Annotated in this window: 14 protein-coding genes; 2 read left to right on the top strand and 12 right to left on the bottom strand. The window is 66.4% G+C overall.

Annotation, left to right across the window (positions count from 1 at the left end; genetic code table 11):
• Positions 1-27: 27 nt before the first annotated feature.
• The 12 genes from ptsP to B0E47_RS00935 form a co-directional block, all read right to left on the bottom strand.
• Positions 28-1,758, bottom strand: coding sequence for a phosphoenolpyruvate--protein phosphotransferase (gene ptsP / locus B0E47_RS00880; protein ID WP_077511549.1), 1,731 nt, complete (start codon positions 1,756-1,758; stop codon positions 28-30).
• 166 nt (positions 1,759-1,924) lie between these two features.
• Positions 1,925-2,194, bottom strand: a complete 270-nt coding sequence (locus tag B0E47_RS00885) for an HPr family phosphocarrier protein (RefSeq protein ID WP_077511551.1) — start codon at positions 2,192-2,194, stop codon at positions 1,925-1,927.
• Between the two features lie 299 nt (positions 2,195-2,493).
• Positions 2,494-2,886 carry a PTS fructose IIA subunit family protein gene (locus tag B0E47_RS00890; RefSeq protein WP_077511553.1) on the bottom strand — a complete coding sequence of 131 codons (393 nt, stop codon included), beginning with the start codon at positions 2,884-2,886 and terminating at the stop codon, positions 2,494-2,496.
• A gap of 43 nt (positions 2,887-2,929) precedes the next feature.
• On the bottom strand, positions 2,930-3,832 hold the full coding sequence (gene rapZ, locus B0E47_RS00895) for an RNase adapter RapZ (protein WP_077511555.1): 903 nt from the start codon (positions 3,830-3,832) through the stop codon (positions 2,930-2,932).
• A 4-nt stretch (positions 3,833-3,836) separates the two neighbouring features.
• The gene (hprK, locus tag B0E47_RS00900) at positions 3,837-4,802 is read right to left on the bottom strand and encodes an HPr(Ser) kinase/phosphatase (protein ID WP_077511557.1); all 966 of its coding nucleotides are present in this window, start codon (positions 4,800-4,802) and stop codon (positions 3,837-3,839) included.
• Between the two features lie 142 nt (positions 4,803-4,944).
• A complete protein-coding gene (gene raiA, locus B0E47_RS00905) occupies positions 4,945-5,268 on the bottom strand; it encodes a ribosome-associated translation inhibitor RaiA (RefSeq protein WP_077511559.1) in 324 nt (107 codons plus the stop codon).
• A 180-nt stretch (positions 5,269-5,448) separates the two neighbouring features.
• Complete coding sequence (locus tag B0E47_RS00910) at positions 5,449-6,909, bottom strand: RNA polymerase factor sigma-54 (RefSeq protein WP_077511561.1); 1,461 nt, start codon at positions 6,907-6,909, stop codon at positions 5,449-5,451.
• Between the two features lie 248 nt (positions 6,910-7,157).
• Entirely contained in the window at positions 7,158-7,877 is a 720-nt protein-coding gene (gene lptB / locus B0E47_RS00915; protein WP_077511563.1) for an LPS export ABC transporter ATP-binding protein, read from the bottom strand.
• A 4-nt stretch (positions 7,878-7,881) separates the two neighbouring features.
• Complete coding sequence (gene lptA / locus B0E47_RS00920; protein WP_077511565.1) at positions 7,882-8,517, bottom strand: lipopolysaccharide transport periplasmic protein LptA; 636 nt, start codon at positions 8,515-8,517, stop codon at positions 7,882-7,884.
• Positions 8,480-9,091 (bottom strand): LPS export ABC transporter periplasmic protein LptC, encoded by a 612-nt coding sequence (gene lptC / locus B0E47_RS00925; RefSeq protein ID WP_077511567.1) that lies wholly within the window; start codon positions 9,089-9,091, stop codon positions 8,480-8,482. The genes lptA and lptC overlap by 38 nt, the downstream gene beginning before the upstream one ends.
• On the bottom strand, positions 9,088-9,636 hold the full coding sequence (locus B0E47_RS00930; RefSeq protein ID WP_077511569.1) for an HAD hydrolase family protein: 549 nt from the start codon (positions 9,634-9,636) through the stop codon (positions 9,088-9,090). Before B0E47_RS00930 ends, lptC begins: the two co-directional genes overlap by 4 nt.
• A 79-nt stretch (positions 9,637-9,715) precedes the next feature.
• Positions 9,716-10,726: a KpsF/GutQ family sugar-phosphate isomerase gene (locus B0E47_RS00935; RefSeq protein WP_077511571.1), complete on the bottom strand. Its 1,011-nt coding sequence runs from the start codon at positions 10,724-10,726 to the stop codon at positions 9,716-9,718.
• A 179-nt stretch (positions 10,727-10,905) separates the two neighbouring features.
• On the opposite strand from B0E47_RS00935, the gene B0E47_RS00940 reads away from it, so the two are divergent.
• Positions 10,906-11,172 carry a BolA/IbaG family iron-sulfur metabolism protein gene (locus B0E47_RS00940; protein ID WP_077511715.1) on the top strand — a complete coding sequence of 89 codons (267 nt, stop codon included), beginning with the start codon at positions 10,906-10,908 and terminating at the stop codon, positions 11,170-11,172.
• 90 nt (positions 11,173-11,262) lie between these two features.
• Positions 11,263-12,522, top strand: a complete 1,260-nt coding sequence (gene murA, locus B0E47_RS00945; RefSeq protein ID WP_077511573.1) for a UDP-N-acetylglucosamine 1-carboxyvinyltransferase — start codon at positions 11,263-11,265, stop codon at positions 12,520-12,522.
• Positions 12,523-12,541 lie beyond the last annotated feature (19 nt).

Consider the following 12,541-nt stretch of genomic DNA (forward strand, 5'->3'; position numbering starts at 1 on the left):
AGTAGTCCGCCGATCGGGTCGCCGATGTCAGCCGACGATCTCGGCCAGCATCGCCTCGGCCTGCTCATGCGTATGCGCGCGCAGCAGCTGTGCCGCGTGCCGGCGCAGGTCGGCGTGGTCGAGCGTGGCGAGACGATCGCGTACATGCAGGATCTGGCTCGGGTGCATGCTGAACTCGTGCAGCCCGAGCAGCAGCAGCAGGGCGGTGAAGTTCATGTCGCCGGCGATCTCGCCGCACAGGCTGACCGGTTTCTTCGCCCGTCGGCCGGCGCTGATCACGTGCGAGAGCAGTCGCAGCAGCGCCGGCTGCAACGGGTTGTAGATGTTGTCCAGCGCGTCGTTGCCGCGGTCGGCGGCGAGCACATACTGGGCCAGGTCGTTGGTGCCAATGGCGAGGAAGTCGGCGTGTTCCAGCAGGGCGCGCACATTGATCGCCGCGGCCGGCACTTCGATCATCGCGCCCAGCGGCAGTTTTTCCGGCAGGTCGATGTTCTCGCGCTTGAGTTCCTGGCGCGCCAGCTTGAACAGGGTGCGCACCGCGATGAGTTCGTCCGGCTGGGTCACCATCGGGATCAGCACGCGCACCGGGCCGTAGCAGGCGGCGCGCAGGATCGCGCGGATCTGGGTGGTGAACACCGACGGGTGGCGCAGCGACAGGCGCACGCCGCGCACGCCCAGTGCCGGATTGTCCTCGCCGCGGGCGACCAGCCCGGCGGCGTCGGCCTTGTCGGCGCCCAGGTCCATGGTGCGGATGGTCACCGGCAGGCCGCCCATGCCCATCACCAGGTCGCGATAGGCGATGAACTGCTCGTCCTCGGACGGCAGCGCGCGCTTGCGCAGGAACAGGAATTCGGTGCGATAAAGGCCCACGCCATCGGCGCCGCGCGCGCGCGCCAGCGCCACGTCGGTGGCGGTTTCGGCATTCGCCAGCAGGGCGATCTCGACGCCATCGCGGGTGCGGGTGGGCGCATTGGCGAGCTTGGCCAGGCGCCGTCCCTCGTTGACTGCCTCGCGTTGCCAGGCGCGATAGCGGGAAAGATCCTGCGCGGTGGGATGCACCACCGTCTCGCCGCGTTCGGCGTCGAGCAGGATCAGGTCGTCGTCGTGGATATTGGCCAGCGCGTCGCGCGTGCCCACCAGCATCGGCAGGCCCAGGCTGCGCGCGAGGATCGCGCTGTGCGAGTAGGCGCTGCCGGAACTGGCGACCACGCCGAGCAGGCCGTTGCCGGCGAGCTGCGCCATGTCGGCCGGCGCGATGCTGTCGGCGATGAGCACTTCGCCCACACGGGCGGCCAGCTTGCGTTCTTCCGGGCTGGTCTGCCGCTGCAGCGCGGAGATCACCCGGTTGATCACCTGCTCGACGTCTTCCTTGCGGCTGCGCAGGTAGGGATCGTCCATCGCCTCGAACACGGCAGACAGGCGGTCGCGCTGTTTCTTCAGCGCGGCACCAGGGCGGTAGTGGCCGATCTTCACCAGGTCGTCCAGCCCGCGCAGCAGCTCGGCATCGTCCAGCAGCAGGCTGTGCGCGTCGATGAATTCATTGACCTCGCGTGCCAGCGCACCGTGCAGCTTGCCGCGCAACTCGCGCAGTTCCAGCCGCGCGGTATCCAGCGCCTGGTGCAGCTTGGCCAGTTCGCCTTCGATCTCGCTCTCGTCCAGCGGGCGGCTGTCGACGGTGTAGCGGCTGGGCTGCACCAGCCGCGCACGGCCGAGCGCCATGCCATGGGCGGCGACGGTGCCGCTGAGCACATGCCTCATGGGTGGCTCCTTGCGGAGCCGGGAATTCCGCAAGGGGACTTCTTGGCGGTCGCAAGGAATGAGAAATGGGGAATGGGAAGAGCAGGCAGCATGGAAGCGGCGGCGAGCCTGCGACAAGCCTGCGCCTTGCCGATTCCCGATTCCCGATTCTCCATTCCCATACGAATCATGCTCCCTCGTCGAACTTGCGCTCGAACAATTCGACCACCGCTGCCAGCGCTGCTGTTTCGTCCGCGCCGTCGGCGCGCACGCTGAGCGTGGTACCGATGCCGGCCGCCAGCATCATGACGCCCATGATGCTCTGCGCGTTGACCTCGCGGCCCTTGCTGACCAGCCACACGGTGGATTTGAAGCCTTGCACCAGTTGCACCAGCTTGGCCGAGGCGCGGGCATGCAGGCCGAGCTTGTTGGAAACGACGATCTCTTGTTCAAGCATGATGAAGGATGCCCTGATCTATTCCACACAGGCGGCATGATGTCCAGATGGTTCGCAGGTGGTGGTGCGTGGCGCAGCCAAGGCTGGTTGCCTTGGCAAACCGCGCGCTGCCGCCTGCGGGCCATCTGGACATCACTCCATCATTTGTTTTTAGTCGGCGGGGGCCGACTCTGTCTGCCCACATCCCCGCGGTGCACCTCCTCGACAGGCGGCCAGCCTGCTTTCGTCGGTGCACCACGAAGCTGCGAGCAGACAGAGCCGGTGACGTCTGTGTGGAATGGATCAGGGCATCCTTGAGGTCAGGCATGGTCAATGAAGATTCCCCCGCGCCCGCCGCTGGCGGCGACCTCGGCCAGTTCGTCCAGTGGTTTTTCCGCATAGTTCAGTACGCGCAGCAGCATCGGCAGGTTCAGTCCCGAGACGCAACGCAGACGCACGCCGAGCGCGCCAAGCGACAGCCCGATGTTGCACGGCGTGGCGCCATACAGATCCGCCAGGATCAATACGCCGTCGCCCTGGTCGAGATCGCGCGCGTGATGGGCGGTGAGCGTGCGCATCACTTCCGGATCGGATTCCGGCGGCACTTCCACCGCGGATACGCGCAGCGGCAATTTCGGCATCACGTGGCTCGCCGCGGAAATCAGCGCCTTGCCTACCGCCTCGTGGGTCATCAGCAGCACGCCCACGCTCATGTGCGCGACTCCGCAGGCCATCTCCAATCGGGCAGCATGGTCATCATTCGAGCTCGCGGTGGAAGGTGAGCACGCCTTCGCGCTGGCTCCGGTAGTGGGCCGCCAGTTTCTCGACGAGGTAGACCGAGCGGTGACGACCGCCGGTGCAGCCGATCGAGATGGTCAGGTAGCTGCGGTCGTCCTGTTCGAAGCGCGGGATCCAGGCGTCCAGCCAGCGCGCGGTGTCGCTGAAGTATTCGCCGACCAGGGGTTCGCCATCGAGGAATTCGCGCACCGGCGCGTCCTTTCCCGACAACGGCCGCAAATGTGCCTGCCAGTGCGGGTTGGGCAGGCAGCGCGCGTCGAACGTGAAGTCGGAATCCAGCGGCAGGCCGCGCTTGAACGCGAACGACTGGAACATCAGGGTCAGCCCCTCGGTCGCCTGGGCGTAACCGGTGGCGACGAGCCGGCGCAGCTGGTGCACGTTGAGTTCGCTGGAATCGATCACCTTCTCGGCGATCGCCATCAGCGGGCGCAGCAAGCGGCGCTCCTCGACGATCGCATCGGCCAGCGACACCCCGCGCAAGGCCAGCGGATGACGCCGGCGTGTTTCCGAATAGCGCTTGATCAGCACCTCGTCGCGGCAGTCCAGGAAGATCAGATGCACCTGCACGCCGGCCGCGGCCAGCTCCGAAAGCACGCTGGGCAGGTGGCTGAAATCCTCGCCGCGGTTGCGCACGTCCATGCCTACCGCGATGCGCCGGCGCCGGCTGCTGCGATCCTGCAGCACCGCCTGCACCAGGTGCGGCAGCAGGCTGCCGGGCAGGTTGTCGACGCAGTAGAACTCCAGATCCTCCAGTGCGCGCAGGGCCACCGTCTTGCCGCCGCCGGAGAGGCCGGTGAGCACGATCAGGCGGATCGCCTCGCGTGCATTGAATGGAGCCAGCGACTCGTCGTTCTCGTTCATGCGTTCACCATGGAGGCAGCCGACGCAACTGGTGCGCCTGGCGATCGATGAAGGTCTGCGCGGGATCGATGCCCTTGCTCTTCAGGGCATGGCTGCGCACCGCCGCTTCCACCAGCACCGCGATGTTGCGTCCTGAAGCCACCGGAATGGTGATCATCGGCACCGCCACGTCGAAAATCTGGCGATGGCCGATGTCGCCGGTGAGCCGGGTCAGCGCGTCGCTGCCGTCGTCGGGATTGCCGTCGCCTTCGCGCAGCGGCTTGAGGTGCACCACCAGGCGCAGGTACTTGGAGGTCTTGACCGACATGTGGCCGAACATTTCGCGCACGTTGAGCACGCCAAGTCCGCGCACCTCGAGCAGATCCTGCAGCAGTTCCGGGCAGGTGCCGTCGATCACGTCCGGCGCGATCAGGGTGAACTCGGTGGCGTCGTCGGCGACCAGGCGGTGACCGCGGCTGATCAGTTCCAGTGCCAGCTCGCTCTTGCCCGAGCCGGCCTCGCCGGTGATCAGCACGCCGATCGAGAACACTTCCAGGAACACGCCGTGCAAGGTGGTCTTCGCCGCCAGCATGCGCGCCAGGTGGTATTGCAGGTAGGTCAGCAATTCGTGGCCGCGCTTGGGGCTGATCCACAGCGGTGTGTTGGTTTCCTCGGCCACCTCGCGCAGGTCGGCGGGTACCGACTGGTCCTTGGTCACGATCAGCGCCACCGGCTGGTAGGCGGCGATCTTGTGCATCACTTCCCAGCGCTGGCGCGAATCCAGCCCGTCCAGGAAGTTCAGCTCCTCCGAGCCGATGATCTGGATCTTGTTCGGGTAGATGACATTGAGGTAGCCGATCAGCGACGGGCGGCGTGCCTGCGCCGCGCCCGGTTCGAGCACGCGCGCCTCGCCGCGCATGCCGGACACCCAACGCAGCGCCATGCGCTCGTGGACGCCGTCATAGAGTTGCCGTGCGCTGATCCGATCCAAGCCGAGGCCCTTGCGTCGCGTGATCCATCCGCCGGGTTGCGCGGAGTGGCGACCATTGTGCCAGCTTGCGGGCGAACGGTATGCAGTGGAGAAAACGGCCCGCCTCGAGGGGCGGGCCGTCCTGACTGGCGAACCGGTGGGTTCAGCCGTACTGGCGCTCTTCGCGGGCCTCGCGCTGGTGCTTGTCGGCGACCTTTTCGCGGTATTTGCGCAACTGGGCGACCAGCTTGTCGAACAGCACGTCGATGGAGGCATACATGTCGGCCTCGGTGGCCTCGGCATGCAAGGTACCGCCGACCACGTTCAGGGTGCCGTCGGCGCGTTGCTGGAGCTTGTCGAGGGAGAGCACGATCACGAGACTTTTGAGCTTGTCGTCGAGGCGGGTGAGGCGGTCGAGCTTGGCGGTGGCGTGATCGCGCAGCGCGGGAGTGACTTCAATCTGCTGGCCGCTGAGTTGGAATTGCATGGGCGCCTCCTCTGGTGGTGCAGTGCCGCTTTCGCGGTGGATGGATGTGCCGGGGTCGGGACGACCCCGGCACATCGTCAATCATCTCTTGGTAAGGGATGGGAACACTTTCGTGAGAACCAAGTTCCCGTACCTGTCATGCGTTGGCCTGTCACGCCTTGGCCTGTCCGGCGTTGCCGTTCAGCTGGCGCGCTGACGTTCGCTGGATGTGGGAATGCGCAGCCCCTCCCGGTATTTGGCGACGGTGCGGCGGGCCACCTGGATGCCCTTGGCTTGCAGTTCCTCGGCAATCGCCTGATCGGACAGCGGTTTGCGCGAATCTTCCGCGTCGATCAGCTTGCGCAGCATGGCCTGGATCGCGGTGGCCGAGGCGCTGCCGCCGTCTTCGGTGGAGACGCCACTGGAAAAGAAGTATTTCAGCTCGAACGTGCCGCGCGGCGTGTGCAGGTACTTGCGCGTGGTGACGCGGGAAATGGTGGATTCGTGCATGCCCACTTCCTCGGCCACTTCGCGCAGCACCAGCGGGTGCATCGCTTCCGGGCCGTAGTCGAGGAAGGCGCTTTGCCGCCGCACGATCGCCTCGGCGACCTTGAGCAGGGTCTCGGCACGCGACTCCAGGCTCTTGATCAGCCAGCGGGCCTCCTGCAACTGGCCGCGCATCCAGCTGGCATCCTCGCCGCGCGCTTTCGCGATCAGGCCGCAGTAGTGCTGGTTCAGCCCCAGCCGCGGTTGCGAGTCGGGATTGAGGCTGACCCGCCAGCGACTGCCGTCACGCAGCGCGTAGACATCCGGCGCCACGTATTCGACGGGCGTGGTATCCAGCGCGGCGCCGGGGCGCGGGTCGAGGCTGCGGATCAGCACGGCCGCCTCGGCGACTTCGTCCGGGCTGGCGTGCAGGCGGCGTGCGAGCCGGGCGATGTCGTTGCGCGCCAGCAGCTCCAGTTCGGTGTCGACGATGCGCAGGGCCAGTTCGCGGTGCGGCGTATCCGGGTCGAACTGCTGCAGTTGCACGGTCAGGCAGTCGCGCAGGTCCAGGCTGCCCACGCCGGCGGGATCGAAGCCCTGCAACTGGCGCCGCACCGCTTCCACCTCGTCGAGGCTGGCGTTGAGATCGACCGGCAGCGCGGCGAGCACCGCGTCCATGCCTTCACCCAGGTAGCCGGCCGGATTGAGCGCATCGATCAGCACGGTGGCGATCAGGTGCTCGCGCGCATCGAACGAGGCGAGGTTGAGCTGCCACAGCAGGTGTTGCTGCAGGCTTTCCGGGGCCGCGTTCTGCGGTTCGAAGTCCTCGTCGCCACGCGAGCTGCTGCCGTTGCCCAGGCTGTTGCTGGAAAAGTCGATCGGCGATTCGGCAGCGCCGCCGCCATCGGCCCAGTCGACTGCAGCTTCGTCGGTGTCGCCGTCGCTGCTGGCAGCCGACTTGTCGGGGATCTGGTATTCGCTTTCCGGGGTGGCGGTGTCTTCGGCCTCGTCGTCCTCGACCTCCTCGGCGAACTCCAGTAGCGGGTTGCTTTCGGCGATCTGGCGCAGCTCCGCTTCCAGTTCCAGCTGCGACAGCTGCAACAGGCGGATCGCCTGCTGCAATTGCGGCGTCAGGGTCAATTGCTGATGGAGGCGAAACTGCAGTGCGGGTTTCATGCCAGCCGGGTCGAAGGAACTCGCGGCCATCCTAACGCTTGCCCGCAGCTGCAGCCATAGCCAGGCGACGCATCCGAACAAGCCACGACAGCTATATTGGCAGGATGTTGAAAAACAACCTGCCAATGCGTGCCATGGATGGCTCGCCGCGAATCAGGCACATCAAGTGCCTGGTTTGCGTAGCCAGGTCCGGAGATGCGCCAGACTTGGCGCGTTGAAAAAGGCAGGACAGCCTCTTCAACAACTTGTCAGAGGCGGAATTCGCGCCCGAGGTAGACCTCGCGCACCTTTTCGTCGGCGAGGATGTGCGCCGGGGTGCCGCGGGAGAGCACCTCGCCGTCGTTGAGGATGTAGGCGCGGTCGCAGATGCCCAGGGTTTCGCGCACGTTGTGGTCGGTGATCAGCACGCCGATCCCGCGCTCCTTCAGGTGGCGCACGATGCGCTGGATCTCGCCGACCGAGATCGGATCGACGCCGGCAAAGGGCTCGTCCAGCAGCATGTAGCGCGGATTGGCCGCCAGCGCGCGTGCTATTTCGACACGGCGGCGTTCGCCGCCCGACAGGCTGATGCCTTTCTGGTCGGCGATGTGGGCGATCTTCAGCTCATCCAGCAGGCTTTCCAGCTGGCTGCTGCGCTGCTGCGCGCTCAGCCCCTGGCGCAATTCCAGCACCGCCATGATGTTGTCCGCCACGCTGAGCCGACGGAATACCGAGGCCTCCTGCGGCAGGTAGCCGATGCCCAGGCGCGCGCGCGCGTGCATCGCCAGGCCGGTGATGTTCTGCTTGTCCAGCGTGATGCTGCCGGCATCGGCCTCGATCAGGCCAACCACCATGTAGAAACAGGTGGTCTTGCCGGCGCCGTTCGGGCCGAGCAGGCCGACTACCTCGCCCTCGCGGATCGAGAAGCCGAAATCGCGCACGACCTGGCGTGCCTTGAAGCTTTTCTGCAGACCTTCGGCGGAGAGCATGGACTTAGTGATGTCCCTGCGCGGCCGAGCTGTTGTTGGCGGGTGCAGGCACGGCCGGTGCACTGGCTGCCGGAGCGGGCTGGCTGGCGGGAGTCGCCGTCGCGGGCTTCGGCTTGGGCAGGAATACGCCGTGCACGAGTCCGTCGCCGCTGGATTCGCCGGTGATCTGGCTGGTGTCCGTGTTGTAGGTCAGCTTGTCGCCATGAAATTCGCCGCGGCCCTGTTGCTTGACGACGGCACCGCCGGTGAGCACAGCAATACCGTGGATGTTGTCGTAGTCGAGCTGGGCGGCGTCGCCCGTCATCAGGTTGTTGTTCTCGTCCAGCTGCTGGATGTGAGCGGGCTTGCCGGTGACCACGACATGCGAAATCTGGGTGTCCGCATCGAGATGGATCCTGGCGAGGTCGCCGGTGAGCAGCAAGGTGCCCTGGGTGATCTTCACATTGCCGGTCAACGTGGTGACCGTGTTCGGCGCGTTGTACGCGTCGGTCTGCTTGGACACGTAATTCATCGGCTGCTGCCGATCGGACTTCTTGGCCACGACCAGGCTGGGGAGCATCGCCAGCGAGCAAGCCGCGAGCAGGCCGGCGGCGAACTTGCGACTAGCGCTTGCGCGGCGGGAACGTGCCGTGGCTGTCATCGAGCAACTCCAGGTGATTGTCAGTGAGGTTGGCACGCATGCCGACGCCGCTCATTCTACGGTCGCCTTGGGTCATCTGTACCGGCTCGGCGCTTTCCATGCGGTTTTCCTTCGGCCACGCAGTCACCTCCGAGGTATGCATGGTGGCCTCCGGCTGCGCCACGCCGCGGGCATCCGTGAATGCAGGTCGGTGCATGTACACCGGGCCCTGCAGCTTGAGCAGGGTGCCGGGTTTGTTCACCCAGCCGTACAGCGATTGGCCCTGCCAGTCGGGTACGCCGGGCTTCCTGGCCGGCATCTGGAAGGTGGGTGCGTTGAGATACAGCGACTCGTCGCCTTCGCGGCGCTCGAGGTGCGGCGACTGCACATGCAGTCCCGGCCGGCCATCGATACCGTATTCGATGACTTTGGCGTTGGTCAGGGTGTAGCCCGAGCGCGGCGGCCCGACGAAGTCGTGGGTGCGCGGCGCCGGCCCCAGCCACCACAGCAGCAACTGGCTCACGCCGGCGGCCAGTGCGACGACGACGATGGCGAACGGCAGGCGTCGATCACGCAGCCACAGACGCAAGTTCACTGCCAGCGCTCCCGCTCGGCGTCGCCCTTGCCCTGGGCCAGCAGGATCAGGTCGCACACCTCGCGGGCGGCGCCTTCGCCACCGCGTTGGCGGGTTTGCCAGTGTGCCTGTTCGGCAATCCAGGGGTGCGCGTTGGCTACCGCCACGGCCAGCCCGGCCATGCGCATCGGCGCCAGGTCGGGCAGGTCGTCACCGGTGAAAGCCACCTGTTCCGGCTGCAGGTGCAGCGCGTCGAGCAACTCCTGCAGGCAGGCCCGCTTGTCGACCTGGCCCTGATAGACATGGGCGATATCCAGTTCCTCGGCGCGCAGCGCGACCGGGTGGCTGATCCGCGCCGTGATCAGCGCCACCTGCACGTCATGCGCCTGCAATCGCTTAAGGCCCAGCCCGTCGTGCACATGGAAGACCTTGATCTCGTGGCCGTCCTCGGCATACCAGAGGCGCCCGTCGGTCAGCGTGCCATCCACGTCGAACACCGCCAGGCGGATTTTCGCGGCGCGGGCGAGGATGTCGGGGGTGAGGTTGGGGAGGTGGGTTTCGGGCACGGGTTCAGGGGTTGCGTCTGCGTGGGGTGTGTCAAGAGCCGGTTTGCTTGATTTGTTTGATTTGTCGAGACAAATCAAATCAAACCACACGAGCGCGGAGCAGATCGTGAATGTTCAGCGCGCCGACCACGTGCTGTTCGTCGTCGACCACCAGCAGGGCGTGGATCTGGTGTTTCTCCATCAGCTGCGCGGCTTCGGCGGCGAGCTTGTCGGCACCGATGGTCTTCGGGCCGCGGGTCATCAGTTCGGCCACGGTGGCGCCACGCAGGTTGACGCCCTCGTCGTCCAGCGCGCGGCGCAGGTCGCCGTCGGTGAACACGCCGAGCAGGCGCTGTTCGGCGTCGACCACCGCGGTCATGCCCAGATGCTTGCGCGTCATTTCGACCAGGGCGGCGGTGAGGTTGGCCTCGGGCGACACCCGCGGCACGTCGTCGCCGCTGTGCATCACGTCGCTGATGTGCAGCAGCAGGCGGCGGCCCAGCGCGCCGGCCGGGTGCGAGCGGGCGAAGTCGTCCGAGGTGAAACCGCGCGCTTCCAGCAAGGCGATCGCCAGCGCGTCGCCCAGCACCAGTGCGGCCGTGGTGCTGGTGGTAGGTGCCAGGCCCAGCGGGCAGGCTTCACTGGAGATGCTGCCGTCCAGATGCACATCGGCCTGGCTGGCCAGCGAGGAGCCGGGCCGGCCGGTGATCGCGATCAGCGGAATGCCCTGGCGCTTGATCACCGGCAGGATGAGCAGCAACTCGTCGGTTTCGCCGGAGTAGGACAGGGCCAGCACCACGTCCTGCGGCAGGATCATGCCTAGGTCACCATGGCTTGCTTCGCCGGGATGCACGAAGAAAGCCGGCGTGCCGGTGGAGGCCAGGGTGGCGGCGATCTTGCGCGCCACATGGCCGGACTTGCCCATGCCGCTGACTACCACGCGGCCCTTGCAGGCCAGGATCAACCGACAGGCCTCGACGAAGTCCGGCCCGATCCTCGGCTCCAGCGCGTGGATCGCGCTGGCTTCGGTGGCGATCACCGTGCGCGCGCTGCGCATGATCGCCTCGGGGCTCAGGTCGTTCGGGGCGGGCGGGGCAATGCGTGCGTTCATGGGTGCTCGGGTGGGAGGCGAGTCGACACCGGAAAGCCGATACGGCGTCCGCTGTCGTTTCTGTGCCAGAAGAATTCCATTACCATGGCATGTTCGCATTTTAACGTCATATGCCAGCCACATGGTGCCGCACCACGCGGAATCCATGACCGAAGCCCGCCCGCCCCATGGAACGCCCGATGGACCCCAGCCGCATACAGGCATTGATCGAAGACGGCCTGCCCGGTGCGCGGGTCGAGGTCGCCGGTGCCGACGGCGTGCATTTCGAGGCCACCGTGGTGGCCAGCCAGTTCGCCGGCAAGTTGCCGCTGGCGCGGCATCGGCTGGTATACGCGACCCTCGGCGACCTGATGGGCGGCGCGATCCATGCGCTGGCACTGAAAACCCTGACTCCCCAAGAAGCCGGGATGACCAGCCGTTCGGCTGTTGAAAACCGGGATTCGTGATTTGGGATTCGCGAAAGCTGAACCCTGCCACCATCTCGCCCCCTTAGGCTGTTCCGAATCTCAAATCACGAATCCCGAATCCCGTAAATTATGGCCAAAATTCTGATCAATGGCGGCGTGCCGCTCCAGGGCGAGGTCGGCATTTCCGGCGCCAAGAACGCCGTGCTGCCGATTCTCGCCGCCTGCCTGCTGGCGGACGAGCCGGTCAGCATCGGCAACGTGCCGCACCTGCACGACGTCACCACCTTCATCGAACTGCTCGGCCAGATGGGCGTGCAACTGGTGCTGGACGACCGCATGAAGATGCACGTCGATCCGCGCACCACCAGTACCTGCGTGGCGCCCTACGACCTGGTGCGCACGATGCGCGCCTCGATCCTGGTGCTCGGCCCGCTGGTGGCGCGCTTCGGCCAGGCCGAGGTCTCGCTGCCGGGCGGCTGCGCGATCGGTTCGCGCCCGGTCGACCAGCACATCCGCGGCCTGCAGGCGCTGGGTGCCGACATCAGCGTGGAGAACGGTTACATCAAGGCCAAGGCGTCGCGGTTGGTTGGCGCGCGCGTGATGATGGACATGGTCACCGTCACCGGCACCGAGAACATCATGATGGCGGCGACCCTGGCGCGGGGCACCACCATCATCGAGAACGCCGCGCAGGAGCCCGAGGTGGTCGACCTCGCGAACTGCCTGATCGCGATGGGTGCGCAGATCGAGGGCGCGGGCACTTCGACCATGGTGATCCATGGCGTCGAGCGACTGCACGGTGCCCAGCACGACGTGTTGCCCGACCGCATCGAGACCGGCACCTACCTGGTGGGCGCCGCGATGACCGGTGGCAAGGTGCGCGCACGGCATGCGCGCGCCAGTACGCTGGAGGCGGTGCTGTCCAAGCTGGACGAGGCCGGTGCGCATATCTCCTGCGGCAACGACTGGATCGAGCTGGACATGGGCGGGCGCCGGCCGAAGGCCGTCAACATCAGCACCGCACCGTACCCGGCCTTCCCCACCGACATGCAGGCGCAGTTCACCGCGCTCAACTGCGTCGCCGAGGGCACCGGCGTGGTCACCGAAACTGTGTTCGAGAACCGTTTCATGCACGCTCACGAGCTGCAGCGCCTGGGTGCGAACATCCATCTGGAAGGGAACACGGCGATCGTGCAGGGCGTGGCGCAGATGAGCGGTGCGCCGATCATGGCCACCGACCTGCGCGCCTCGGCCTGTCTGGTGCTGGCCGGCCTGGTGGCCAGTGGCGACACCATCGTTGATCGCGTCTATCACATCGACCGCGGCTACGAGAACATCGAGGAAAAGCTCGGTGTGCTCGGCGCGAGGATCCGCCGGCTGCCGAACTGAGGTATCAGCCCGAAAGGAG

It is taken from the genome of Rhodanobacter sp. B05 (assembly GCF_002001085.1).
Lineage (GTDB): Bacteria > Pseudomonadota > Gammaproteobacteria > Xanthomonadales > Rhodanobacteraceae > Rhodanobacter.